Origin of the sequence: Micromonospora halotolerans (assembly GCF_032108445.1) — a bacterium.
GTDB lineage: Bacteria > Actinomycetota > Actinomycetes > Mycobacteriales > Micromonosporaceae > Micromonospora > Micromonospora halotolerans.
In genome coordinates, this window is record NZ_CP134876.1 from 2,190,548 (window position 1) to 2,214,153 (window position 23,606).

Sequence of the window (23,606 nt, forward strand, 5' to 3'; positions counted from 1 at the left end):
AGGCCATAGGAGGGAGGGGACCCAATCGGCTCGATCAAAGGTTGGCCAGCAGTGGGCCGACGTGATGCCCGTACAGCAGACGAGTACAGCAACGAACCCGGCCGTTAGAGTCTCAGGGCAACCGACCAAGCCTCGCCACCTGCGTACCAAGCCTTCAGCAACCGCCTCGCCGGAAATCCATAGGTTCAGGGTTCGAGTCCCTGGCGGCCCACTCCTCCGCAGCTCAGCGGCCTCGCCCGGGGCCGCTGTTGCCGTGATCCGCGTCGGCGCGGCAGCGAACTACAGCAGTAGTCGCCCACCCGCCATCATCGGAAATCAAGATCAGCATCACCCGCCGCAGGTTGTCACATGGGTCGTGGACACTGCCGGTCGTGGACGTGGACGGGTTCTGGCAGGTTGTGGAGCGGGCACGAGCAGCGGCCGGTCCAGCAGCAGATCGAGCCCGGCAGGACGGTCAGCCGAGCGCGGTCAGTGAGGCGCTGGTGGCGGAGCTGGCACGACTCCCGCTGCCGCAGATCGTGGCGTTCGACCGGATGCTCGATGACGTGCTCACCCAGGCCGACAACTGGGATACCTGCGCGGCGTGCTGGATCATCGAGTACGGGTTCCTCTCCGACGATGGGTTCTCCGACTTCCGGGCAGGGCTCGTGGGCCTGGGCCGGAGGGCGTACGAGGCAGTCGTCACCGAACCCGACTCGCTCGCCGGACATCCTGCGGTACAAGAGATCAGCGCTTCGGACGGCCGCGACCTGTGGATCGGCGACGAAAGGCTCCTGTACGCAGCGCGCCGAGCGTATGAGCGGCTGACAGGCGACCCCGAGGCGTTCTGGGACGCCGTCGACGACGCGAAGGTGGACACGGCTCCATCGAGCCCCAGCTCGGAACCTGCAGACGAACGCTGGGACCTTCGAAACGAAGAAGAGTGGCGAAGGCGCCTACCAAGTCTCGCCGAACTGTTCCTTGCCCGCCCGTTCCCGCTGGAATAGCCAGCTGCTCCGACCCGCATGACACGTCGGTCTCAGGACGTGAATGACACATCCGGCTGGACGATCTTGCTCAGCCGCGGCGATCTACAGTGGCTCCGATGGAGCTAGCCGAGATCCGCCGGTATCCGATCAAGTCACTGCTCGGTGAGCAGGTCGCAACAGTCGAGATCGACCAGCGGGGCCTCGTTGGTGACCGCTTGTGGGCAGTGCGTGACGCAGACGGGAAGTTGGGCAGCGGGAAGAACACCCGTCGCTTCCGGCGGATGCCTGGCCTGTTCACCCTGCGCGGACATTCTGGTGATCCGGTGCCGGTCGTGGAACTGCCCGACGGACGCCGCTTCCCCGCGGATGAGCCCGCGGGGCACGAGGCTGTGAGCGAGGTACTGGACCGCCGCGTGACGATCGAGCGCGAAGCGGAGGTCATGCACCATGACGAGGGTCCGGTGAGCCTGATCAGCACCGCCGGTCTACGGCGACTGCGTGAACTGCTGGGGGAGCCGGTCGGCTCAGTGCGGTTCCGGGCGAATCTGCTCGTGGACGTACCGGGCAGCGACTTCCCCGAGGATCACAGGCTCGGGCGAGCCATCCGTATCGGTTCCGACGTGGTGTTGCGACCACGTCGCCGGCTTACCCGATGCGTCATGATCGACCTTGCCCAGGAGGACGCCCCGGAGCATGGACACCTCTTGAGGACGGTTGCCGAGCACCACGACCTGACGTTCGGCGTGTGGGCGACAGTCGAACGCCCTGGTCGTATCGGACTGCATGACGTCGTCGAACTCATGCCAGCCTGAGAACCGGGCGGGCGTCATTCAGGGCTCAGACTGTGGGGCACGCAGGGGGCACAAGACAGTGGCATCGGCACCCGACCATCCAGCTGAGGCATTCACAGGAGGCACAGGAGGCCATGGGACGATCGGCACCGATGCCGACGGAAGGCGCGTGATGACCGCCTCGACGCGCCGGGTGGCCGTCTTCGACCTCGACGACACCCTGGTACGCGGAGACTCGTTCGCCCAGTTCACCCGCCATCTGCTGTTCCGTCAGCGGTGGCGCGCGGGAGTGTCGCTCGTACTCGCTCCGCTCCTCGCACCGATGCTCTTCCTGTCACCCACGCGACGTGTGGCCATCACCGGGTTCCTCTGGCTCGCGTCGGCTGGTCTGTCCGAGGCGCAGTTCACCGCCCTGGCCGAACAGTTCGCCGCAACCCACGCCCAGAAGCGCATCACGGTCGCGCTCGACCGGCTCCAGCAACACCTCGCTGCGGGCGACCGCGTCATCATCGTCACCGCATGCGCCGACCCGCTCGCCACCGCCATCTGCGCCGAGCTCGGCCTGAGCAAGGTGGAGGTCATCGCTGCCCGGCTCCGCGCCGGCCGCACCGGGATGTGGCCCGTCGTCGGCTGCCAGGGGCCGCAGAAAGTGCAGCGGCTCCGCGACGCCGGGGTCACCCTGCCCATCGACTTCGCCTACACCGACAGCCTTTCCGACCTGCCCCTCCTGCGTGCCGCCACGCGCCGCTACCTCATCGAGCCCTCCGCCCAGGACCTGGCCCGACTGCAGGCGGCCTCTCCCGGCGCAGTCACCGTCCTCCGGACGTCAGCCGAGAGACGGTGAACCGTCGCTGGCGTCCGCGACCGTCACTACCGCTACAGCGCCTCGTCACTCGTCCACGCCTCCCGCTCGGTGCTGGACTCCCGACCACTCGAAGCCCTCACGATCCGGCCGGACCGCGGAGGCCGGGACCGATGAGATCGCGCGGCCCTGCCGGTCTACCTCGTGTCTCCAGGGAGCCGAGGAGAAGATCGGCGTGCTGGGCGTCGGCCACTCACCAGCGGCGAACATCAACGCCACGGAGCTGAACAACACGTGGCAGCCGCTTCACGACACCTGTCCGGAGTCGTCGTCCAACGCCTCACCCACCGACTAGGTTCGGCGTGATCGTTGCCTGAGGGGCAAGGAGTCTCCGGGGCACAGAGGCTCCCCGATGTCGCGGCAGGGCGCCCTTGTCAGCTGCCCCGCCGCCACCAGCGCCGTTTCGCCACCGGCGCCGCCGCGGGTTCCTCGTCCTCTTCGTCGTCCTGCTCCGCACGAGCCAGCACGGCCGTTGCCAGTGCCCCGTCGTCGGGACGGCATCCCGGCGTGACGAGCATCAGCTGGGCCAGTGATTCCTCGATGGTGACCAGCCGGTTCGCCGCCACCGCCGCGTCGAGCCGGGCCCGGACGAGCTGGCGTACCTCCGGCCGTAGGTCCGGCTCCCGGTAGGCGGCGGTGACGAGTGCGAACAGTGCGGCGTCGGCGACCCAGTCCTCGACGCCGAAGGCGAGGTCCACCAGCACCTCGCGTCGGGTCGAGGTCGGCCACGGCTCGTCCTTGGCATGATGCAGGATGCCGAGGCACACCCACGGCTGCATGAGCCGGTACCAGTACGTCGGCGTCGACCTGGCGAGGTGCTGCCAGCGCGCGGTGTCCGGCGGACCGGGCAGGTGCGCGAGCAGCCCGAGCAGGTCGTTCAGCGGCAGTTCGCCGAGCGGGCCGGCCTTCACGTACCCCGAGAGCGGCGACTGCCACGGCTCCCCGGCGACCTTCTGAACCAGTCCGATCGCGGCAGCCGACGGTTCCGGCCCGGCGGGCAGCGGCTCGGGGCCGTCGTACCGCCACACCGCGTACCGGCCGGGCCGTACCGGTGTCCGGATGTCGGGGGGCGGGAACTCGGCGATACCGATGTCGACCGGGCCGGCGATCCGGCGGCAGGCGGTCATGGCGCTGGCCGGCTCCGCTGCGGACAGTCCGAGGCCGCTGAGCTGGACCTGCTCGCCGCGCGCCCGGCGGCCACCGATCTCGTTGGCGACGTTGCTGATCGCCTCGCTCGGCATCGGAACCCAGTTGAGCCAGGGCCGCTTCGATCCCGCCAGGGCGAACACCACGTCGGTCATCCCGCAGGGATGCGGATCGTCGTGGACGGCGACCAGGTCGGCCACGTCGCCGGAGGCCCGGAACCGCACGGCGTGCCGGGCGGCATCGCGGTGCGGGAAGGTGACGTCGTCGGCCATCTGCCGCAGGTCTGCATCCGCATCGCCCGAAAACATGGCGCGCAGCCTAGCAATCAGGACCGGCGGCCAGGGGGCCGCGCGATGGGGAGCAAACCCTCCCCGCTTCGTCACCTGTCGCCCCGGCACCGTCCCTGGTTTCCTCACTGCCGACGGGATCTCGAGAGAAAGCAGGGTTTCCATGTCGTTGCTCCGCCGTACCCTCGCCACCGCGGCCGTGGCCCTCGCCGCCGGCGCCGTCGCCGTGGTCGACGCGTCCCCGGCGCTGGCCAGCACGCCGGCGAGCTGCTCCAGCGTCCGCCAGATCGGCACGACCCGCGTGCTCACCGTAGGCGGCATGCAGGCCGCGTCGGTCAAGCAGTACTACGGCTGTGGCTACAACTACGCCTACATCTACGTGTGGGAGCAGTACCGGGCCAGCCACTCGAACTGGGACCTGTACGTCCACGTCATCGACGAGTCGGACAGCGGCACCGACTACGGGGTGGGCGAGCTGAACAACACCACCCGGGCGGAGCTGTGGGGCAAGCCGGCGAACACGGCCGCGCACTGCACCCACGTCACCGGCTACCTGAACTCGACGGGCGGCTCGACGAGCACCGTCTGCTGACCCCCGCCCGCCCGGCGTGCCGGGTCGCACCCGGGGCACCCCCGGTTCCACAACGACCACCGATCCGCCGAAGGGGGGCGGGGCCGGCCGGTCACACGTCCGGCCCCGGTGGCGACACTCGACGGTCCGTGCCCTGCTCGGGGCACGGACCGTCGTCGTCGGCGCCGACGGGTGCACCCGAGCGTCCGAGGCCGTTCCGACCCGTCGGTAGCATTCAGCGGCGATGGTCCACAGCGAACAGCCGGTGACGCACCGCCCCGCGCCGGGCGCCGGCGTCGACCTGGGGATCGCCGGGTGCACGGACGCCGTCGAGGTCGGGCGGGGCGGGTTCGGCGTCGTCTACCGGGCCTGGCAGGCCGACTACTCCCGCTGGGTGGCGGTGAAGGTGCTCGCCGCCGACTGGGCCGGGCCGTCGCGGTCCCGCTTCGAGCGCGAACTGCGCGCCCTGGGCCGGCTCTCCGACCATCCGCACATCGTCACCCTGCACCAGGCCGGCCGGACCGCCGCCGGGAACCCGTACCTGCTCATGGCGTACGAGGAGGGCGGCTCCCTGGGCGACCGGCTGCGCCTCGGCACGGCGGGTGACTGGCGGGCGGCCGTCGCCGGCGGGATCGCGGTGGCCGGCGCGCTGGAGACCGCGCACCGGGCCGGGGTCCTGCACCGCGACGTGAAGCCGGAGAACATCCTGATCTCCGGGTACGGGGAGCCGAAGCTGGCCGACTTCGGCCAGGCCCGGGCCGGCGCGGAACGTCCCCGCACGCGGGGCACGGTCACCGCGAGCGTGCTGCACGCCGCCCCGGAGGTGCTGCGCGGCGAGCCGGCCTCGGTGGCCGCCGACGTCTACGCGCTGGCCTCGACCGTCCTGCACTGGATCCGGGGCACGCCGGCCTTCGCGCCCGCCGCCGGGGAGTCCACCGACGCCCTGCTGCGCCGGATCGCCGCCGACCCGGTGCCGGACCTGCGCCCGCTCGGCGTACCCGACGGGGTGTGCGCGGCCCTGGAGCGCGCGCTGGCCAAGGATCCGCCGCGGCGGCCGGCGTCGGTCGCGGAGTTCGCGGCCGAGCTGCGGGGCGCCCAGGCCGCGGCCGGGCTGCCGGTGACGCCGTTCGTCCCGGGCGACGTGGCCGCGGACGCCGGGGTGCGGCCGGCCCCGCCGGCCGGCCCGGCGCCGTCGCTCTCGGCCCGCCGCCGCGCGGCCCTCGCCCTCTCCGCCACGGTGGCGGGACCCTCACGGGTACGCCGGCACGCGCTGCGCCGGACCGTCGGCCTGGTGGTGGCGGTGGCGGCCGTGCTGGGCACCGGGTACGCGCAGGCACCGCCCCCGCCCGCCCCGGTGACGCTGCCCGAGCGGGTGGAGCTGGGCGAGCTGACCCTGCACGCCGAGTCGGCGGAGCGGCTGGTGCGGGTGCGCAACCGCGCCGACCACCCGGTGACCCTGGGCGGGGTGACGGTGGGCGGCCCGTCCCGGGGTGAGCTGCGGATCGTCGAGGACGGGTGCGGGTCGCGGCGGCTCGCCCCGGGGGCCGGCTGCGACGTGGGACTGGTCGTGGTGCCCCGGGTGGCCGGGCCGGTCCGGGCGGTGCTGGAGCTGACCGTGGCCGGCCGGCCGGTGACCACGACGCTGGTCGGCACGGCAGGCCCCCGCCGGGCCGACCAGGACGACGCGCCGCCCGGCCGGTGCTACGCCGACGCCTACCAGATCGGCGCGTCCGCCTACGGCTACGCGGGCGGGCTGCGCGCCATCTCGGTGAAGCAGTACTGGTCGCCGGGCTGCCGGACGGCGATGGCGTACGTCTGGGTGTGGAAGCAGTACCGGGACAACGTGTCGACGGGCGGCGGCACCTGGACCGTCGACCTGGCGGTGCGGTCCGACGGGCCGCGGGCGCGGCAGCGCGCCACCGGCCAGCCGTACGAGCTGTGGACCGAGCCGTGGCCGTCGGCGGGGCGGTGCGTCACCGCCACGGCGACGGTGACCGTCACCCACTCCGGCGCGGTGACCTCGGCGACCACCGAGCCGTGGTGCGACCGGTGACCGGCGGCTGGTTCGAGGTGCACGGCACCGGTCCGGTGCGTCTCGTCCCGCTCAGCGTGGACACCCTGACCATCGGCCGGGCCCCCGGCAACGAGCTGCCCATCGACAGCCGGCTGGTCTCCCGGCTGCACGCGCTGGTGGAGCGCTTCCCGTCCGGCTGGATCATCCGTGACCTGGGCAGCACCAACGGCACCACGGTCAACGGGGCACCGCTGCGCGAGGCCCGCACCCTGCGCGACGGCGACCGGGTGGAGGTCGGACCCGCGCGGCTCGTGTTCCGGGCACCCGGGCAGCACACCGGCACGCGGACCGTCGGCGTCGAGGCGCCGCCCGCCCCGCCGGCGCTGACCCGCCGGGAGGGTGAGCTGCTCGACGCACTGTGCCGCCCGTACCTGGCCGGGGGCGACACCTTCCCGGAGCCGCCGGCCGTGCGGGTGCTGGCCGGCACGCTGGGCGTGAGCGAGAGCGCGGTGAAGAAGCACCTGACCCGGCTGTACGACAAGTTCGGCCTGGTCAGCAACGACGACCGCCGCCGGGCACGGCTGGCCGCCGAGGCGGTCCGCCGGGGCGCGGTGAGCTGACGCGAGGCCGTTCACCTGGTACGACGGTGGGACCAGCCGAGCCGAGGAGGTACCGATGACCGGTGAACGGGAGACCGTGGAGGTCGACCCGGTGGTGTTCCGCGCCGTCTACGACTCGCCCGCCTCGCTGCCGGGCCGGCACCGCTGGACCACGCCGGAAGCGGACGTGCGCCGGCTGGAGAAGCTGCTGAACATGCCGGCGCGGAGCATCGGCGCGCCGCTGTGGGTGAGCGGCGACGAGCCGGACTGTCCGAAGTGCGGTCGCCGGGTGAACTGGTACGACATCGTCTCCTCCGCCCTGCACGGGGTGCACGACCGGGGGATGATCGCGCGGGTGATCCTGGGCGAGCGCAAGTACGTCAACACCGAGGTGCCGGACGCCATCCCCGGTGTGCACTGCGCCGACTGCCGCACCCCGATCGACGGGCTGCGCAGCTTCAAGTGCCACAACTGGGCGTACGCCTTCGAGGCGCTGGAGGAGATCGTCGGGCGGATGTCGGGCGTGCCGAGTCAGCCGGCGCCGCCCACCTCCGCCTGAGCGCGCCGGGCCGGCCGGCGGCCGGGTGGTGACGGCGGCTCGGGCCCGGGGTCCGGCACCGGCGGCATGGGCCGGGTGACCGGCGCCGCCGCGGTCACCCGGAGCCGTTCGCCGTGGTGCCACAGCTCGACCGCGTCGGCCGGGCCGGCGTCGGGCAGCTCGTAGCGGGCCGTGTCCGGGGTCAGCGTGACCCGCAGCCGGTGCCCGTGCCAGCGCAGGTGGAAGGCGAGCCGGGTGATCCGGCGGGGCAGCCGCGGGTCGAAGGAGAGCACGCCCCGGTCGTCGCGCAGGCCGCCGAAGCCCTGCGCCGCCACCAGCCAGGCGCCGGCCAGCGAGGCCAGGTGCAGGCCGTCGGCGGTCTTGTCGCCGAGGTCCTCCAGGTCCTGCAGCGCCGTCTCGGCGAACAGGTCGTACGCCAGGTCCAGGTGGCCGACCTCGGCGGCGAGGACCGCCTGCACGGACGCCGACAGCGACGAGTCCCGGACGGTCCGGGCCTCGTAGTACGCGAAGTTCCGGGCCTTCTCCTCGGCGGTGAACTCGCCGGGGCAGCGCAGCATGGCCAGCACGAGGTCGGCCTGCTTGACCACCTGCCGCCGGTACAGCTCCAGGTAGGGGAAGTGCAGCAGCAGCGGGTAGTCGTCCGCTCGGGTGTTCGCGAAGTCCCACTCGGGCTGCTCGGTGAAGCCGGCCGACTGCTGGTGCACCCCGCGCTTGCCGTCGTAGGGCACGTGCACCGCGTCGGCGGCGACCCGCCAGCCGGCGACCTCGGCCGGGTCGACGCCGAGCCGGGCGGCCGCCTGCGGGAAGCGCTCGGCGGCGTCGGCCGCACCGCGCAGGTTGCGCCGGGCCATCAGGTTGGTGAAGAGGTTGTCGTCGACCAGCGCGGAGTACTCGTCGGGCCCGGTGAGCCCGGTCAGGTGGAAGACGCCGGTGTCGGACCAGTGGCCGTACCGGTGCCAGAGCCGGGCGGTCTCCACCAGCAGCTCGACGCCGCACTCGCCGAGGAACTGGGTGTCGCCGGTGGCCGCCACGTAGCGCAGCACCGCGTCGGCGATGTCGGCGTTGACGTGCAGCCCGGCGCTGCCCGCCGGCCAGTAGCCGGAGCACTCCCGGCCGCCGAGGGTCCGCCACGGGAAGGTGGCGCCGGCCAGTCGCAGCTCGGCGGCGCGGTCCCGGGCCTCGGGCAGGTGGGCGTGCCGCCAGCGCAGCGCCGACCGGGCCAGCCCCGGAGCCAGGTACGTCAGCACCGGCAGCACGTAGCCCTCGGTGTCCCAGAGCACGTGGCCGTCGTAGCCGTTGCCGGTCAGCCCCTTGGCCGGAATGGTCCGGTCGCCGTCGGACCGGCCGGACTGGAGCAGGTGGAACACCGCGAACCGGAGCGCCTGCTGGAGTTCCGGGTCGCCGTCCAGCTCGACGTCGGCGGTGGCCCAGGCGGCGTCGAGGGCGGCCCGCTGCGCGTCGAGCAGGGCCGCGAAGCCCTCGGCCCGGGCCGCTTCGGCCTCCGCGACGACCAGGTCGGCCAGCTCGCCGGCCGGGGTGCCGTCGACGTGCGCGCACTCGTACGCGGCGAAGCGGGTGACCCGGATCCGCTCGCCGGGGCGCAGCGGGCCGGTGACCGTCAGCCGGAACCGGTCGGGGGTCAGTTCGGTGTCGGTCGCGGCGGTGCCCGGCGCGTCGACCCGGTGGGCGACCGCGACGGCGACCCGCTGGGCGCTGCGCGCGGTCCGGTGCACCAGCACACCGTCGGTCCCGTCGTGCCGGCCGGTCTCGGCGGTGAGCGGGTCGTGGATCACCGAGGCGGCGCGCGGGTCGTCGGCGCGTTCCGGCACCCGCTCGTTGGCGAGCAGGTCGGCGGAGACCCGCACCTCGACCGGGCCGTCCAGCGGCTCGACCTGGTAGTCGACCGCGGCGACCGGCCGGCGGGGCAACGAGACGAGCCGGGTGCTGCGCACCCGCACGCCCCGCCCGCCCGGCGAGATCCACTCGGTCTCCCGGCGCACCACCCCGGCGCGTAGGTCGAGCACCCGCTCGTGCCGCCGGACCGTCCCGGTCCGCAGGTCCAGCGGCTCACCGCCGACCCAGAGCCGGACCAGCGCGGCGTTCGGCGCGCTGATCACGGTGTCGCTGTGCTCGGGGAAGGCGTACCCGCTCTCCGGGTAGCTCACCTCGCGCTGCTCGTGGAACCCGTTGAGGTAGGTGCCCGGCATCTCGTACGGCTCGCCCTCGTCGAGGGTGCCGCGCCAGCCCACCCAGCCGTTGCCCAGCGCGAAGATCGACTCTGTCTCGCCGAGCCGGTGCAGGTCCGCCCCGGTGCGGCGGATCCGCCAGGTCTCGTCGCCCTGAGGGCTGTGCGGCACGGGTCCTCCCGAGGTCGGTACGTCGCGGCCACCGAATCAGACCCGGCTGAGAGGCGCCTGAGACTTCGGTGCCCCGACAGTCATTCCACCACCACCCTCACGGTGAACGGAGTATGAACAGTTGGTGAGGTGATTCATGACCGAGGCCCTGGTGACAGACGTTCCGGATGTCAGTACCGACTGGTACCACGACATCGTCCAGTTCGCCGACGGCACACCGGAGCCGGTGCACTGGTTCGCGCTGCACTTCACCGAGGGGGCGATCGTCCTGCTCGGAATCCTGCTGGTGCTGGCAGCGCTGACCCGGCTGGTCGGCGGCGACCTCCGGGGCCGGGCGCTGGCCCTCGCCGCCCCGGTCGCGGTCGTCTGCGCGTACGCCTCCAGCGAGGGATTGAAGACCCTGATCGCCGAGGATCGGCCCTGCCGTAGCCCGGCGGACCTGGTCATCGTTGCCGGTCACTGCCCGCCGGCCGGCGACTGGTCGTTCCCGAGCAACCACGCCACCATCGCGGGCGCGCTGGCTGCCACCGCGCTGCTGCTGCACCGCCGGATCGGCCTGGTCGCCGTCCCACTCGCCGTGCTGGCCGCGTTCTCCCGCACCTTCGTGGGCGTGCACTACCCGCACGACGTGGCCGCCGGCCTGCTGCTCGGCGTGCTGGTCGGCACCGTGCTCACGCCGGTGCTGGCCCGCCCGGTGGCCGACGTCCTGCGCCGGCGGGTCCGCCGCGACGCGACCCGGCCGGCCGTCCGGCCCGCCCGGCGCTGACCCGCTCGCCGCCGCCGGCGCTCACGTCGTCAGGACGAGGGTGGCGGCGGCGCCGAGGATGAGGAACGGGCCGAAGGGCAGGTGGCTGGACCAGCGGACCCGGCGGGCCGCCAGCAGCGCGAGACCGGCCACCGCGGAGAGCGTGACCGCCAGAACCAGGCCCGCCACCAGGACCGGCCAGCCGTACCAGCCGAGCAGCGCCCCGGCGCCGAGCGCCAGCTTGGCGTCGCCGAGGCCGAACCCGCGCCGGCCGAGCAGCAGGGTGGTCGCCGCGAATCCAGCGCCCAGGGCGAGCCCGGCCACGGTGGCCCGCAGCCAGGGCTCCGGGCCGGGCCCGGCCAGCGCCGCCGCCCCGAGCAGCGCCCACACCCCGGCCGCCGCCGGCCAGGTGAGCCGGTCCGGGAGCCGGTGCGCCGCCGCGTCGACCAGGGCCAGCGGCACCGCCCAGGCGAGCCACCAGGCGACCGCCACCCGGGTGCCGGCCGGCCCGCCGGTGAGTGCGACGGCCGCCATCGCCGCGACCAGGGCCACCTCCACCACGAGCGGCGCCGCGCCGACCCGCGCCCGGCAGGACCCGCAGCGGGCCGTCGGGCCGAGCGCCGGCAACGGCCGGTCCAGGCCGATCGGGGCACCGCAGCGGTCGCACCCCGCCCGGTCGGGCACCCCCGGGGGTACGGCGTACCGCGCGACCGCCAGCCGCAGCAGCGGCACGACCGCCAGGGTGGCCACCAGCCGGACACCCGGGCGACGGTCGAGGGCCGCCGGTGCGGGCCCACGGACCCGTTCGGCGGTCACGCCGGCTCCCCCGATCGGTCACGCCGGCTTCCACTCTGGAGCACGCAGAGTGAATCCGGCCCGCTCGCCGTGTCACGGATGGCGCGGAAAACGGCGTCCCGCGGAGGGGCGGGCGGGGCCGGGCGGGTGACGACCGGCGGCCGGTGGGCGCTCCGGAGGCCGGGGGGACGGATCGGACCAGAGGGACGCTTGCCCCCCATTCCACCGCCCGGTGACCCGCGCCCGGGACACCGGTTGTCGCGTGCGGGTGAGCGCACTCCTGCCACCGGCCGGCCCGGCTGCGGGCCGTTCGTCGTCGTCCGGACACCCACCGGTCGCCACCACCTGTAATCACTCACGGTGTTCAAGTGAATTGCCTCTGTTGCATCGGCGGACGTCAGCCTATGCTCGCCCCTTGGGTACGACGCAACCCCCGAACAATGGGCGTCGGAGGCCGACCGGAGACATCACGTTTCGAATTCGTTAAAGATCAGTACAGGTAAATGCAGCGGTAGCAGTTGTGGCCCGGCCGCACACATCCGGGCGTGCTTCCGCATGCCCGGAGTGCGTTGACGCGACCACTCCGGGCCGCCACCGAGGAGGGCCCGGCGTTGCGCACACGGCAATCCCGCCGATGGGAAATCTTCCTGCTCAGCCTTGCTCTGCTGGCCGCGACCGCCGGTTGCGGCGGCGAGCCCGAGGCAGCGGCCCGCCCGCTGACCGCTGGCGCGGCGGCACCCGCGGCGCATTCCACCGCCGAGGAGGAGGCGGCCGGAAAGGCCGCCCTCACCGCCTATTCCGGCTATCTCGACGCGTCCCGAGCGGCGAGCGCACGCAGCGATCCCGGGCATCCCGCACTCGCCCGATTCGTAGCGGATCCGCTGCTGACTCGGGTGCGGGTGGCAATTCGTGACGCGAAGGAGCACGGCGCGATGCGTACCGGAAAACTCGGGTCCGACCCCACCGTGGTGTCGGTCGACCTGGCCGCCGACCCGCCCACCGTGGAGATCCAGGACTGCCTGGACGCCACCGGCTACCGGCTCGTCTACGCCAAGGACCGCCGGGTCGTCCCCGGCACCCGTGGCGGGCGCTACCTGGCGACCGCCACCGCCACCCGCTACCCCGACGGCCGCTGGCTGATCAGCGCCGGCGCCGGACACCAGGACCAGCCGTGTTGACCTGGGGAGGAAGGGGTGTCCCGGCCCGCCCGACCCGGGCCGGGACGCCCCGGCGGCTGCTGCTCGCCGCCGGCCTGGCGCTGCTGCTCGTGCTGACCTGCGCGCCCGCGCTGCTGTTCACCGGCGCGCCGGCCCGGGCCGGCGACCCCGGCGGCGAGTGCCCTCCCGGGCAGAACGACTGCAACGTCTGGGACGACGAACCCGGCACCCCGGGTGGGCCGGGCGGCGGCGGCAACCCCGGCGGTGGCGGCGGGGACGGCGGCGGCGCCGCCGCGAAGTGCCAGTGGAACGGCCGGGTCATCCCCTGCTACGACGACGTGCTCGGCTGGTTCAACAACGGCGACGGCTGCTACTACAAGCTGGCCGAACCCCAGCCCGAAGCGCCCGAGGGCAAGCAGTGGTACGTGCAGACCTGCAACGGCGGTGACCTGGGCGCGCAGACGGTGGTGCTGCGCGACGGGCCGCCACCCGGCTACGGCGCGCCGCCCGACCCGGAGGAGCTGGCCCGCCGCGCGCTGGCCTCGATCTCGCTGCTGCCGCCCCGGGTCGCGGTGGCGCCCCGGCGCAGCAAGGGCCCCGGCCTGGTGGGGCTGCCCGTCTGGATGTGGGCGAGCGGCGGGGCGTCCTACTTCGGGCCGCTGCACGCCTCCGCCTCGGACCGCGGGCTGACCGTCCGCATCACCGCGAGGGTGACCCGGATCGTCTGGGACATGGGCGACGGCACGGAGGTCACCTGCACGGGGCCGGGCACGCCCTACACGGCCGACGGCCCGCGGGCCGGAGGGACCTCGCCCGACTGCGGCCTCGACACCGGCTACGCCCGGGCCGACACCTACCAGGTCAGCGCCACGACCTTCTGGGACGTCCACTGGGTGGCCGGGGACGACGGTCCGGACGGCCACATCGCCCAGAGCCGGGTCAGCGGGACTGTTCCGGTCCAGATCAACGAACTTCAGGTGGTGACGCGGTGAGCGCGAGGAGTGAGCCGGTTTTGCGAGCCCCGCAGTCGCGAACGGAGGTGGCGCAGTGAGTGTGGCGACGCGGAACGGCACTCCCCTGGACGCGCCCGTGGCGCCGCCCAAGGTGGTCCGGCAGCGGCGGATCCGCCCGGGCCTGCTGGGCCTGGCCGTGCTGCTCATCGCCCTCGGCGGCCTGGGCGCGGCGTTCGCGGTCACCTCGGTCCGCTCCACCGGCAGCTACCTGGCGGTGGTCCGGCCGGTCGAGGTCGGCCGGCAGCTCACCAGCGACGACCTGGTCCCGGTGCGGGTGTCGGGCGGGCGGGAACTCCAGCCGGTGCGGGCCGACCGGATCAGGGAGGTGCTGGGCCTCCGGGCCGCCGTCCGGCTCACCCCGGGCACGCTGCTGACCCCGGCCCAGCTCACCGACGCGCCGCTGCTCGGCCCCGGGCAGCAGCAGATCGCGCTGGGCCTGGAGCCGAGTCAGGTGCCCGCCCGCAAGCTGCACCCCGGCGATCGGGTGCTCCTGGTCAGCACGCCGGACAACAGCGCCGGCAGCGGCGGCGGCACGCGTGGCGGCGGCACCCGGTTCGAGGCCACGGTGATCGACACCGCCGCACCGGAGAACGACGACGTGGTGGTCTACCTGGCGTTGGCCGTCCGCGACGTGCCGGCCGTGGTGGCGCTGGCCGCCGACGACCGGATCGCGCTCGTGCTCACCGGGGCGGCCTGATGGCGGTCATCGCCCTGGTCTCGGCGAAGGGCTCGCCGGGCGTCACCACGGCCGCGCTGGCCGCCGCGCTGAGCTGGCACCGGCGGCTCGTGCTGGCCGAGTGCGACCCGGCGGGCGGCTCGGTCCTGGCCGGCTACCTGGGCGGGGCGCTCGACGGCCCGCGCGGCCTCGGCGAGCTGGCCGTCGGCGAGCTGCGCGACGGCAACCTGGAGAGCGCGTTCTGGTCCCAGCTCGTCGATCTGGACGCGCCGAAGCGGGAACGGCTGCTGCTGCCCGGCGTCGTCGACCCGGCCCTGGCGGGCAGCGTCACCCCGCTCTGGCAGCGCTTCGCCGACTTCTTCACCAGCCTGGACAAGGACGTCCCCCCGTACGACGTCCTGGTCGACTGTGGCCGGTTGCAGGTCGGCGGTCCACCGTGGCCGGTGCTGCGGGCCGCGGCCGTGGTGCTGCTGGTCACCCGGGCGCACCTGCCCGACCTGTCCGCCACCCGCGCCACGATCAAGGCCATCGAGCGGGACTTCGCCGAACACCGGGTCCCCCCGGGCACCCTGCGCCTGCTGGTGGTCGGGGACGGGCACGGCAGCAGCGAGATCAGCAAGGCGCTGCGGCTGCCGGTGATCGCCCGGCTGGCGCACGACCCGCGTACCGCCGCGGTGCTCGCGCACGGCGGCACCGTGCGCGCCAACCGGCCGCTCATGCGCGCGGCCGGCCAGTTGGAGGTGCCGGTCCGGGCGCTGCTGGACCGGCGACGGGCCCGGCTGGCCTGGCCGGGCGCCCCGGCCCCGCGCGCGGTGACCGCGCCGAGCACGCCGGGGGTGTCCGGTGCGGTTTGAGCCGGTCTCGCACGACCCCCGGGTGCAGCAGCCCGGCGCCACGTCGACGGTGCCGCCGCTGGTCCCGCCGAACGGGCGGCACCACGTGCCCCCGCCGCCCGCCGCGCCGGCGGCCCCGGCGCCCCCGCCGCCCCGTCCCCGGATCGACTTCGCGGTGGTCCGCGAGCTGCGCCGGGAACTCAGCGAACGGCTCACCCTCTGGCAGCGCGGCCGGGAGTTCGACGTGGACGCCGAGGAGGTCGAGCGGGCCCGGCTGGCCATCGCGGTGGTCTCGGCGTACGCGGACTCGGTGCGCCGGGCCGGCACGCCGATGGCCGCCGACGAGGAGCGGCTGCTGCTCGGCCAGGTGACCGCCGAACTGGTCGGCCTGGGCCGGCTGCAGACGCTGCTCGTCGACGACACCATCGAGGAGGTGCACATCCTCGGCTGCGACCAGGTGCGCATCACCCGGCACGGCGGCGGCGTCGACTGGGCCGAGCCGATCGCCGACAGCGACGACGAGCTGGTGGAGATCCTCCAGGCGGCGGCCCGCCGGGCCGGGGCGACCGAACGCTCCCTGTCCACCTCGAAGCCGACGCTCGACCTGCAACTGCCCGACGGCAGCCGGCTCGCCGCGGTCTTCCTGGTCAGCCACCGCCCGTACGCGGTCATCCGCAAGCACAACACGCTCGCGGTGAGCCTGGAGGACATCGCCGGCGGCCGGCCCGACCTGGACGAGATGATCGACCCGCTGCTGCGCGACTTCCTCCGCGCCGCCATGCGGGCCGGGCTGAACATCATGGTGGCCGGGCTCGCCGGGGCCGGGAAGACCACGGTCATCCGAGCGCTGATGGACGAGATCCCGGCGGACGAGCCGTACGTGCTGCTGGAGGAGAGCCGGGAGCTGCTGCCGGCCCGCCTCGGGCACAAGCACCGGGCGGTGATGAGCTTCGAGTCCCGGGAGGGGCACGGCGAACGCGGGCTGGACGGTCGGCCGGCCGGTGAGGTCAGCATCGCCGACCTCATCCCGGTGTCGCTGCGGATGGGCGTGCTGCGGATCATCGTCGGCGAGGTGCGGTCCCGGGAGATCGTGCCGATGCTCCAGGCGATGACCACCAGCCGCGGGTCGATGTGCACGATCCACGCGCGTACCCCGGCCGGGGTGGGCGAGCGGATCATCGAGCTGGCGCTGGCCCACGGCCGGGAGATGACGGTCGACCAGGCCCGCCGGATGGCCGGCAACGCGCTGGACCTGATCGTCTACGTCACCGTCGAGGACGAGACCGCCATCGGCGGCCGCAAGCACCGCTTCGTGTCGCACGTCGAGGAGGTCATCGGCGTCGGCGAGGGCAACCGGATCACCACCACCAGCGTCTTCGCCCCGGGGCCGGACGGTCGGGCGGTGCCCCGCCACCTCCCCGAACGGATCCGCGACCAGCTGCTGCGGGTCGGCTACGACGCCCGGCTGCTCACCCGGTTCATCGAGGCCGGCACGGGCGCCTGGCGGCGTCCCCGGCACACCCGGCTCGGGCGGCGGTGACCTCATGGCGACGATCGAGCTGATCGCGCTGGTCTCCGGGGCGGCGTGCGTGGCCGGGCTGGTGCTCGCGGTGGTCGCGCTGGTCGGCACCCGCCGGCCGGCCGGGTCGAACCCGGGCGCCGGGCCGGGGCTGAGCCGGCTCTGGACCGGCTCCGGAGCCAGCCGCCGGGAGCAGCACCGCTACCAGCTGCTGCTCGGCGCGGCCGTGGTGGTCGGCGCGCTGGCCTTCCTGCTCACCGGGTTGCCGGTGGTCGGCCTCCTGGTGGCGCTGGCCGTGCCCGGGGTGCCGTGGCTGTTCGCGGTGGGCCGGGCCGAGCAGCGGGCCATCGCCCGGATCGAGGCGGTCGGCGAGTGGACCCGGCGGCTCAAGGACATCTCCGGCACCGGGCAGGGCCTCCAGCAGGCCATCATCGGCACCATCGCCACCGCGCCGGAGGAGATCCAGGAGGAGGTGCGCACCCTGGCGGCCCGCCTCCAGGCCGGCTGGCTGGCGAGGTCCGCCCTGCTCGCCTTCGCCGACGAGATCGCCGACCCGGTCTGCGACCAGGTGGTGGCGGCGCTGATCCTGCACCTCACCGACCGGGGCGAACGTCTCGGCGACGTGCTCGGCTCGATCGCCACCGCCGCCTCGGCCGAGGTGGCCACCCGGCGGGAGGTCGAGGCCAAGCGGACCCAGCCCCGGTTCGCGGTCCGCTTCCTCACCGGGATGACCCTGGCGACGCTGGCGTACGGGCTGGTCAACAGCGACTACGTCCGGCCGTACGGGACGGTCTTCGGTCAGCTCGTGATGGCGGTGCTCGGTGCGGCCTTCGTGGGGCTGCTGGTCTGGGTGCGGTCGATGAGCCAGCCGCCCCGCCCGGCGCGCTTCCTGCCGGCGCCCGACCCGGAGGAGGCGATCGCGTGAGCGCGAGGAGTGAGCTTGCGAGCCCCGCAGTCGCGAACGGAAGGCGGGCACGGTGATCCTCAACTGGCAGCTGGCCGTGGCGGTGCTGGGCGGGGCGGCCGTCGGGCTGGGCCTGTTCCTGGTGGTCCGCGAGGCGCTGCCGGCGACCCCGGCGCTCGGCCCGGCGCTGCGCCGGCTGCACCAGCCTCCCGGCCAGGCCCCGGTGGCCGGGAGCGGGCCGGACTGGCTCGGCGGCGTCTCCCGCTGGCTGCGACCCCCGCACCGGCAGCTCGCCCTGCTCGACCGGACCCCCGAGCAGTACGCCCTGTCGGTGGTGCTCTCCGCGCTGGTCGGGTTCGCCACCCCGGCGGTCGCCTCGGCCGTGCTCTTCCTGGGCGGGGTGGCGCTGCCGCTGGTCGTACCGGTGCTCGGGAGCCTGGGTCTGGCGCTGGTCGCCGGCCTGCTCGCGCACCGCGCGGTGCTGGCCAAGGCGGACGCCGCGCGGGACGAGTTCCGCCAGGCCGTCTGCACCTACCTGGACCTCGTGGCGTTGCAGCTCTCCGCCGCGCACGGGCCGGTGCAGTCGCTGGAGCGCGCGGCGGCGGTCTGCGACGGCTGGGTCTTCGAGCGCATCCGGGAGGCGCTGCGGATCGCCCAGCTCCAGATGCACTCCCCGTGGGACGAGCTCCAGGAGCTGGCCGAGCGGATCGGCATCCCGGAGCTGGGCGACGTGGGGGCCATCATGCGCTCCTCGGGCAGCGAGGGCGCCCAGGTCCACGAGACCCTGCGCAGCCGCGCCGATTCGCTGCGCGACCAGATCCGGACCGACAACCTGGCCCGGGCCGAGGGGGTGACCAGCAAGCTCGACATCCCCGGCTCGCTGCTGGTCTTCGTCCTGCTCGGCTTCGCCGTCTATCCGTTCCTCGCCCGCCTGTGAACCCACCCCGAGAAGGAGAAGCCCATGCACCTCTACACCTACCTCTACGCCGCGGTGAGCAGCCGCCTGGCGGAGCTGCGGCGGGACGGCGAGCGGGGCGACAGCCCGGTGCCGACCGCGGTGATCATCTTCGGGCTGGTCGCGGTGGCCATGGCGGTCACCGCGCTCGCCCTGGCCAAGGCCAACAACTGGATGAACGCCATCCCGAACAACACGGCGCCGCAGGCCCCGTGATGCCCCGCCCCGCCCGTACGGACCGGAGCCGGTCGGCGCCCGCCGGCCGGCCCGCCGGCCGGTGCGGCCCGGGGCGGATCACCACCGTCCTGCGGGGACGCCTCCCCGCGGGCGGGTCCGAGCGGGGCGCCAACCCGGTCGAGCTGGCGGTGGTGATGCCGGCGATCCTGGTGCTGCTCTTCGCCTCGATCCAGCTCGCCGTCTGGTTCGTCGCCCGCTCCACCGCCCTCAACGCGGCGCAGACCGGAGTGAACGCCCAGCGGGGGCTGGAGGCCCCGCCGGGCGCGGGCCGGGACCGGGCCACGAACTTCCTGCACGCCGCCGGTGACTGGCTGGTCGACTGGCAGAACCCGGGCCCCACCTGCGAGGTCGTCGCCACCGGGGGCACCCCTACCGAAGTCACCTGCACGGTCAGCGGGCGCTCCCTGTCGGTGATCCCGGGGGTCCACTTCCCGGTGCGGCAGACCGCGCACGGCACCGCCGAGCGCTGGACGACGGGGTGAGGCCGATGGCGCGGGACCGGGGTTCCGTCTCGATCGAGGTGGCGGTGCTCGCCCCTGCCTTCATCGGGATGATGGTGCTGGCCGGGGTGGCCGGCCGGACGGCCGTCGCCGACGAGGCGGTGGAGTCGGCCGCGCACGACGCGGCCCGCGCCGCCTCGATCGCCCGGGACGCCCGGGCCGGCCGGGCCGCCGCCACCGAGGCCGCGCAACGCCAGCTCGACTGGTCGGGGCTGCACTGCATCGCCCCACCGGCGTTGGCCTTCAAGGGTTCCGTCGGGAGCGAGGAGACCAGCTTCCGGGACGCCTACGGCGGCGCAGCCGGGGTACCGGCGACCGTCACGGTCCGGGTGACCTGCACGGTCTCCTTCGACGACCTGCGGGCACGGGGGCTGCCCCTGGCGCTGGACGGCAAGACCGTCTCGGCGAGTTTCACCTCCCCGCTGGACACCTACCGGAGCCGCGGATGACCGGGCGGCGGGCGGCGGAGAGCGGCCGGGTGAGCCTCTTCCTGGCCGTGGCGATGATCGGCGTACTCGTGATCATCAGCCTGGCGTACGACGGTGCCGGGCAGCTCCGCTCGTTGCAGCGCGCGGACAACCTGGCCGCCGAGGCGGCCCGCAGCGGCGGACAGATGATCGACCGGGCCAGCGCCATCGAGGGCGGCCCCAAGCAGATCGACGAGGTGGCCGCCCGGAAGGCCGTCGCCGCCTACCTGAGCGCCGCCGGCGGGGTCCGCGACCACGACGTCAGCTTCCCGGTGGTCGCCGGCGAGCGGCAGATCCAGGTACGCGTCCGCATCACCTACCGGCGGGACCTGCTCGGTCTCTTCGGCTTCCCGAACACCGCCACCGTCACCGGTGAGGCCACCGCGCGGGCGCTCACCGGAGCCCCCTAAGGAAGGGAAGGCAGCCATGGGTGCATCGCAACGCTCGGCCGTCCGGCGGACCGGCCAGGTCCTCACCGGTTTCGGCGCCCTCGTCGTGCTCTGCGCGGTGCTGGCCGGTGGGCCGGTCGCCCTGCTGGCCTTCGCCGGCAACCCCCTCCCCGACCACCTGCCCACCCTGGCCGAGGCGGGCACGGCGTTGACCAGCCGCGACGACGGGCAGCTCTTCCTGCGGGCGCTGGCCGTGGTGGGGTGGTTCGGCTGGGCCACGTTCGCCTTCTCCGTACTCGTGGAACTCCTCGCGGCGACGCTGCGCCGGCCGGCGCCCCGGCTGCCCGGGATGCGCCGCCAGCAGCGGGCCGCGGCCGCGCTGGTCGGGTCGGTGGCGCTGATCCTGGCGGCCAGCCCGGCCGCGGCGAGCGCCGCCACCCTGGCCGCGCCGCAGCCGGTCGCCGCCGCGCCGGCGGTGGTCCCCCCGCAGGCCGGGCCCGCGCTCGCGGCCCCGCCCGTCCGCGCCGCCTCGGTGACCACGGACCCGGCGGTGTACCGGGTGGCGAAGGGCGACTACCTGGGCGAGGTGGCCGAGCGGTACCTGGACGACTTCGACCGCTACCGTGAGGTGGCCCGGCTGAACCGGCTCGCCGACCCGGACCGGATCCGCCCGGGGCAGCTGCTCAGGCTGCCCGAGGGCGCGGTGGACGCGGGGGCCCGCCGGCACGCGACCGGACGGCTCGTGGTCACCTCGACGGGCCCGTCCCGGACGCCGCCCGGCAAGGCGGGGACGCCGGGCGGCGGGGGGTCGTCCGCCACGCCGAAGGGCAAGCCCTCCCCGCACCCGGCCGGACGGGACACCACGCCCACGGTCGAGGCGCCGGCCGGACAGCAGCCGGCGATGTCGGCTGGTGCCTCCCGGGCCACCCCCGAGGACGGGATCAACCGCCCGCTGGCCATCTCGGCGGTGCTGGCCGTGGCGGCCATCGTGGGCGCGCAGATCGGCGCGGTCCTCGGCCTGCGGCGCCGGCCGGCCTCCGGCGTGCGGGCCCTCGTGAGCGGCCGTCACCGCAGGGACTGACCCGGGGTCGATCGTGGACGGCAGCGGCCCCCGATGGGGCCGCTGCCGTCGAAGATTCCGCCGGCCGTCAGGGGAGGCGGGCCTCCAGGCGGCCGTTGACCACGCGGGTGGGCAGGACGACCTGGTCGTTGCCGGACGGGCCGTGCACGACCTCGCCACCGTTGAGCCGGAAGGTGCTGCCGTGCCAGGGGCAGACCACGCAGGCGTGGCCGTCGATCTCCTGCACCTCGCCCTCGCCGAGCGGGCCGCTCTGGTGCGGGCAGCGCTCCAGCATCACGGTGACGTCGTCGCCGTGCCGGTAGAGGATCACCGAGACGTTGTCGATCTCCCGGGTGAGGAGCTGCCGCTGCGGCAGGCTCGACATGTCGCCGAGCGGGTGCCAGCCCTCGCTGACCAGGTGCAGCTCCGAGATGCTCTGGCTGACCTGCGCGCCCTGCTTGTACGCGAGGTGCCCGCCCAGGTACGCCCCGGCGCTCGCCGCCGACAGCCCCAGGTAGGCCAGCGCCCGGCCCATGTTGTGCCGCCCGTTCAGCCGGGCCGTCAGCGAACCGGCGTAGAGCGACAGCGCGACGCTGTTCGCGGCGGCGTGCACGAGGCCGATCCGGCGCTGGTCGCGGGAGAGGGCGGCCCAGTCGTTGAGCCCGGCCAGGACGGCCGGCAGCGCGCTGGCCGTACCGACCCCGACGAGCGCGGTCGCCGCCCGGCGCTGGCCGGGCATCAGGTCCACGACGGCGGCCGAGATCCAGGCGCCGACCGGCACCTGCACCAGGGCCGGGTGCAACGGGTGACCCAGCCACACGCCGTGCAGGAAGTCCCGCACCCGCTGGGGACGCAGGGTGCCCTGCACGGCGCGCTGCAACCGGTCACCGACCCGGTCGAGTCGGGTGTTCTGCTCGATCTTCGTCAATAGTTCGCGCACGTGGTCCGACTTCCCGGCAGGAGAGGTCCCAAACCGGGCGGCGACCACGGATCACCCCATCGGGTGGTTCTCGTCCGTCCGCCAGCGGTCGGTGTGCAGGGCGGCGGCGAGCGGCCGGGGCGTACGCCAGCCGTGCCGGACCAGGTCGGGGACGGTCTGGAGGTGGCTCACCGGGCCCACGCAGAGCCAGGCCACCGGCCGGATGCCGGGCGGGATGCCGAGCAGGTCGGCCAGGAACGGCTCCCGGTAGAAGGAGACCCAGCCGACGCCGAGCCCTTCGGCGGTGGCGGCCAGCCAGAGGTTCTGGATGGCCAGGCAGACCGAGTAGAGGCCGGCGTCGGCGATGGCGTGCCGGCCGAGCACCGCGGGGCCACCCCGCCTCGGGTCGTACGTGACCACGACCGACAGCGTCGACTCCAACACTCCGTCGATCTTGATGCGGGCGAACCGCTCGGCCGCCGCACCGTCCAGCGTGGCGGCGAAGGTGTCCCGCTCGACCTGGACGTGCGCGTGGAACCGGCGCCGGGTCTCCGGGTCGCGCACCAGGACGAAGTCCCAGGGCTGCGAGTTCCCGACGCTCGGCGCGGCGTGCGCGGCCGTGAGGATCCGGTCCAGGACCTCGTCCGGCACCGGCTCACCGGTGAACTCGGCGCGCACGTCGCGGCGGCGGTGGATGACGTCGTACAGGTCCACAGGCGGGCTCCCGCTGCGCTCGGCCGGCTTCCCGAGTCTCCCCGCGCACGCGGGGCACCTCGCATGATCATTGCCGCCGCCGATGCTACCGACGGCGGGGCCGCCGACGTGAGCGCGGCGCCGCGCCGAGGTCAGGCGGGAGGGGCGAGCTCGCGCAGCACCTCGCTGAGCTGGTCGATGCGGGACTGGGCCTCGGTACGCAGCCGCTCGGCGAGCGCGTCCCAGTCCGCAGAGGTCGGCGCCTGCCCCGGTGGCAGCGCCGCGAGCGCCCGGCCCACCTCGGCCAGGGTGAGGCCGACCCGCTGGCACGCCTCGATCATCGCCAGGCGGCACATCACGTCGCCGTGGTAGCGGCGCTGGTTGCCGGCCGTGCGGTCGCTGCTGATGAGGCCCTGCGCCTCGTAGAACCGGATCGCTGACGCGGAGACCCCGCTGCGTCGCGCGACCTGACCGATCGTCAGGCCGGGCTCGTGCCAGTCGAAGGACGTGTCCTGCTTCACGTCCCGAGTATGCCCATCGGGCGTTGACCTCAACAATTGTTGAGGTTCTACGGTCGGCTCCATCGAGTT

Annotated in this window: 26 protein-coding genes; 20 read left to right on the top strand and 6 right to left on the bottom strand. The window is 74.3% G+C overall.

Annotation, left to right across the window (positions count from 1 at the left end; genetic code table 11):
- Window positions 1–371: 371 nt before the first annotated feature.
- From RMN56_RS10290 to RMN56_RS10300, 3 genes are all read left to right on the top strand, one after another.
- On the top strand, window positions 372–986 hold the full coding sequence (locus RMN56_RS10290) for a DUF4240 domain-containing protein (RefSeq protein WP_313723599.1): 615 nt from the start codon (window positions 372–374) through the stop codon (window positions 984–986).
- A 98-nt stretch (window positions 987–1,084) separates the two neighbouring features.
- On the top strand, window positions 1,085–1,780 hold the full coding sequence (locus RMN56_RS10295) for an MOSC domain-containing protein (RefSeq protein ID WP_313723600.1): 696 nt from the start codon (window positions 1,085–1,087) through the stop codon (window positions 1,778–1,780).
- Between the two features lie 151 nt (window positions 1,781–1,931).
- Window positions 1,932–2,603, top strand: a complete 672-nt coding sequence (locus tag RMN56_RS10300) for a haloacid dehalogenase-like hydrolase (RefSeq protein WP_313723601.1) — start codon at window positions 1,932–1,934, stop codon at window positions 2,601–2,603.
- Window positions 2,604–2,995: 392 nt separating this feature from the next.
- On the opposite strand, the gene RMN56_RS10305 is transcribed toward RMN56_RS10300, so the two are convergent.
- Window positions 2,996–4,075 carry a hypothetical protein gene (locus tag RMN56_RS10305; RefSeq protein WP_313723602.1) on the bottom strand — a complete coding sequence of 360 codons (1,080 nt, stop codon included), beginning with the start codon at window positions 4,073–4,075 and terminating at the stop codon, window positions 2,996–2,998.
- A 142-nt stretch (window positions 4,076–4,217) separates the two neighbouring features.
- Between RMN56_RS10305 and RMN56_RS10310 the strand changes: the two genes are divergently transcribed.
- The 4 genes from RMN56_RS10310 to RMN56_RS10325 all read left to right on the top strand — a co-directional run bounded on the left by RMN56_RS10310 (window position 4,218) and on the right by RMN56_RS10325 (window position 7,797).
- Window positions 4,218–4,646 (top strand): hypothetical protein, encoded by a 429-nt coding sequence (locus RMN56_RS10310; RefSeq protein ID WP_313723603.1) that lies wholly within the window; start codon window positions 4,218–4,220, stop codon window positions 4,644–4,646.
- 223 nt (window positions 4,647–4,869) lie between these two features.
- The gene (locus RMN56_RS10315; protein WP_313723604.1) at window positions 4,870–6,678 is read left to right on the top strand and encodes a serine/threonine-protein kinase; all 1,809 of its coding nucleotides are present in this window, start codon (window positions 4,870–4,872) and stop codon (window positions 6,676–6,678) included.
- Entirely contained in the window at window positions 6,663–7,259 is a 597-nt protein-coding gene (locus tag RMN56_RS10320) for an FHA domain-containing protein (RefSeq protein WP_313723605.1), read from the top strand. The genes RMN56_RS10315 and RMN56_RS10320 overlap by 16 nt, the downstream gene beginning before the upstream one ends.
- 55 nt (window positions 7,260–7,314) lie before the next feature.
- Window positions 7,315–7,797, top strand: a complete 483-nt coding sequence (locus RMN56_RS10325; protein ID WP_313723606.1) for a DUF8243 domain-containing protein — start codon at window positions 7,315–7,317, stop codon at window positions 7,795–7,797.
- Here the strand turns inward: RMN56_RS10325 and RMN56_RS10330 are convergent.
- Window positions 7,770–10,154 carry a glycoside hydrolase family 65 protein gene (locus RMN56_RS10330; protein ID WP_313723607.1) on the bottom strand — a complete coding sequence of 795 codons (2,385 nt, stop codon included), beginning with the start codon at window positions 10,152–10,154 and terminating at the stop codon, window positions 7,770–7,772. The two genes, RMN56_RS10325 and RMN56_RS10330, sit on opposite strands and share 28 nt — an antisense overlap.
- 136 nt (window positions 10,155–10,290) lie before the next feature.
- On the opposite strand from RMN56_RS10330, the gene RMN56_RS10335 reads away from it, so the two are divergent.
- Window positions 10,291–10,920, top strand: a complete 630-nt coding sequence (locus tag RMN56_RS10335; RefSeq protein ID WP_313723608.1) for a phosphatase PAP2 family protein — start codon at window positions 10,291–10,293, stop codon at window positions 10,918–10,920.
- 21 nt (window positions 10,921–10,941) lie between these two features.
- Here RMN56_RS10335 and RMN56_RS10340 read toward each other — a convergent pair whose 3' ends face one another.
- Window positions 10,942–11,652 (bottom strand): prepilin peptidase, encoded by a 711-nt coding sequence (locus RMN56_RS10340; RefSeq protein WP_376787316.1) that lies wholly within the window; start codon window positions 11,650–11,652, stop codon window positions 10,942–10,944.
- Between the two features lie 653 nt (window positions 11,653–12,305).
- Here RMN56_RS10340 and RMN56_RS10345 point away from each other — a divergent pair.
- From RMN56_RS10345 to RMN56_RS10400, 12 genes are read left to right on the top strand one after another with little or no spacing between them, the layout of a single operon-like run.
- Window positions 12,306–12,872, top strand: coding sequence for a hypothetical protein (locus RMN56_RS10345; RefSeq protein WP_313723610.1), 567 nt, complete (start codon window positions 12,306–12,308; stop codon window positions 12,870–12,872).
- Window positions 12,866–13,843, top strand: coding sequence for a hypothetical protein (locus tag RMN56_RS10350; RefSeq protein WP_313723611.1), 978 nt, complete (start codon window positions 12,866–12,868; stop codon window positions 13,841–13,843). The genes RMN56_RS10345 and RMN56_RS10350 overlap by 7 nt, the downstream gene beginning before the upstream one ends.
- Window positions 13,844–13,898: 55 nt before the next feature.
- Complete coding sequence (locus RMN56_RS10355) at window positions 13,899–14,561, top strand: SAF domain-containing protein (RefSeq protein ID WP_313723612.1); 663 nt, start codon at window positions 13,899–13,901, stop codon at window positions 14,559–14,561.
- Entirely contained in the window at window positions 14,561–15,394 is an 834-nt protein-coding gene (locus RMN56_RS10360; protein ID WP_313723613.1) for a CpaE/TadZ family protein, read from the top strand. Before RMN56_RS10355 ends, RMN56_RS10360 begins: the two co-directional genes overlap by 1 nt.
- Window positions 15,384–16,913 carry a TadA family conjugal transfer-associated ATPase gene (locus tag RMN56_RS10365; RefSeq protein WP_313723614.1) on the top strand — a complete coding sequence of 510 codons (1,530 nt, stop codon included), beginning with the start codon at window positions 15,384–15,386 and terminating at the stop codon, window positions 16,911–16,913. Before RMN56_RS10360 ends, RMN56_RS10365 begins: the two co-directional genes overlap by 11 nt.
- 4 nt (window positions 16,914–16,917) lie before the next feature.
- Complete coding sequence (locus RMN56_RS10370) at window positions 16,918–17,817, top strand: type II secretion system F family protein (protein ID WP_313723615.1); 900 nt, start codon at window positions 16,918–16,920, stop codon at window positions 17,815–17,817.
- 55 nt (window positions 17,818–17,872) lie between these two features.
- On the top strand, window positions 17,873–18,733 hold the full coding sequence (locus RMN56_RS10375; RefSeq protein WP_313724701.1) for a type II secretion system F family protein: 861 nt from the start codon (window positions 17,873–17,875) through the stop codon (window positions 18,731–18,733).
- 24 nt (window positions 18,734–18,757) lie between these two features.
- The gene (locus RMN56_RS10380; RefSeq protein ID WP_154229470.1) at window positions 18,758–18,967 is read left to right on the top strand and encodes a hypothetical protein; all 210 of its coding nucleotides are present in this window, start codon (window positions 18,758–18,760) and stop codon (window positions 18,965–18,967) included.
- Window positions 18,967–19,470 carry a TadE family protein gene (locus RMN56_RS10385; RefSeq protein WP_313723616.1) on the top strand — a complete coding sequence of 168 codons (504 nt, stop codon included), beginning with the start codon at window positions 18,967–18,969 and terminating at the stop codon, window positions 19,468–19,470. Before RMN56_RS10380 ends, RMN56_RS10385 begins: the two co-directional genes overlap by 1 nt.
- Before the next feature lie 5 nt (window positions 19,471–19,475).
- Window positions 19,476–19,937 (top strand): TadE/TadG family type IV pilus assembly protein, encoded by a 462-nt coding sequence (locus tag RMN56_RS10390; protein ID WP_313723617.1) that lies wholly within the window; start codon window positions 19,476–19,478, stop codon window positions 19,935–19,937.
- Window positions 19,934–20,365, top strand: coding sequence for a pilus assembly protein TadG-related protein (locus RMN56_RS10395; RefSeq protein WP_313723618.1), 432 nt, complete (start codon window positions 19,934–19,936; stop codon window positions 20,363–20,365). The genes RMN56_RS10390 and RMN56_RS10395 overlap by 4 nt, the downstream gene beginning before the upstream one ends.
- Window positions 20,366–20,381: 16 nt before the next feature.
- A complete protein-coding gene (locus RMN56_RS10400) occupies window positions 20,382–21,425 on the top strand; it encodes a LysM peptidoglycan-binding domain-containing protein (RefSeq protein ID WP_313723619.1) in 1,044 nt (347 codons plus the stop codon).
- 67 nt (window positions 21,426–21,492) lie between these two features.
- Here RMN56_RS10400 and RMN56_RS10405 read toward each other — a convergent pair whose 3' ends face one another.
- From RMN56_RS10405 to soxR, 3 genes are all read right to left on the bottom strand, one after another.
- The gene (locus RMN56_RS10405; RefSeq protein ID WP_313723620.1) at window positions 21,493–22,344 is read right to left on the bottom strand and encodes a Rieske (2Fe-2S) protein; all 852 of its coding nucleotides are present in this window, start codon (window positions 22,342–22,344) and stop codon (window positions 21,493–21,495) included.
- Window positions 22,345–22,395: 51 nt separating this feature from the next.
- Window positions 22,396–23,037 carry a 5,6-dimethylbenzimidazole synthase gene (bluB, locus tag RMN56_RS10410; protein ID WP_313723621.1) on the bottom strand — a complete coding sequence of 214 codons (642 nt, stop codon included), beginning with the start codon at window positions 23,035–23,037 and terminating at the stop codon, window positions 22,396–22,398.
- 131 nt (window positions 23,038–23,168) lie between these two features.
- Window positions 23,169–23,537, bottom strand: coding sequence for a redox-sensitive transcriptional activator SoxR (gene soxR / locus RMN56_RS10415; protein ID WP_313723622.1), 369 nt, complete (start codon window positions 23,535–23,537; stop codon window positions 23,169–23,171).
- Window positions 23,538–23,606: the final 69 nt, after the last annotated feature.

Bases quoted from the DNA above. Each gene is read 5' to 3' on its own strand.
- RMN56_RS10360 (WP_313723613.1), top strand. From the start codon at position 14,561: ATGGCGGTCATCGCCCTGGTCTCGGCGAAGGGCTCGCCGGGCGTCACC.
- RMN56_RS10335 (WP_313723608.1), top strand. From the start codon at position 10,291: ATGACCGAGGCCCTGGTGACAGACGTTCCGGATGTCAGTACCGACTGG.
- RMN56_RS10305 (WP_313723602.1), bottom strand. From the start codon at position 4,075: ATGTTTTCGGGCGATGCGGATGCAGACCTGCGGCAGATGGCCGACGAC.
- RMN56_RS10385 (WP_313723616.1), top strand. From the start codon at position 18,967: ATGCCCCGCCCCGCCCGTACGGACCGGAGCCGGTCGGCGCCCGCCGGC.
- RMN56_RS10300 (WP_313723601.1), top strand. From the start codon at position 1,932: ATGACCGCCTCGACGCGCCGGGTGGCCGTCTTCGACCTCGACGACACC.
- RMN56_RS10315 (WP_313723604.1), top strand. From the start codon at position 4,870: ATGGTCCACAGCGAACAGCCGGTGACGCACCGCCCCGCGCCGGGCGCC.
- RMN56_RS10400 (WP_313723619.1), top strand. From the start codon at position 20,382: ATGGGTGCATCGCAACGCTCGGCCGTCCGGCGGACCGGCCAGGTCCTC.
- RMN56_RS10295 (WP_313723600.1), top strand. From the start codon at position 1,085: ATGGAGCTAGCCGAGATCCGCCGGTATCCGATCAAGTCACTGCTCGGT.
- RMN56_RS10395 (WP_313723618.1), top strand. From the start codon at position 19,934: ATGACCGGGCGGCGGGCGGCGGAGAGCGGCCGGGTGAGCCTCTTCCTG.
- RMN56_RS10310 (WP_313723603.1), top strand. From the start codon at position 4,218: ATGTCGTTGCTCCGCCGTACCCTCGCCACCGCGGCCGTGGCCCTCGCC.
- RMN56_RS10325 (WP_313723606.1), top strand. From the start codon at position 7,315: ATGACCGGTGAACGGGAGACCGTGGAGGTCGACCCGGTGGTGTTCCGC.
- RMN56_RS10380 (WP_154229470.1), top strand. From the start codon at position 18,758: ATGCACCTCTACACCTACCTCTACGCCGCGGTGAGCAGCCGCCTGGCG.
- RMN56_RS10370 (WP_313723615.1), top strand. From the start codon at position 16,918: ATGGCGACGATCGAGCTGATCGCGCTGGTCTCCGGGGCGGCGTGCGTG.
- RMN56_RS10390 (WP_313723617.1), top strand. From the start codon at position 19,476: ATGGCGCGGGACCGGGGTTCCGTCTCGATCGAGGTGGCGGTGCTCGCC.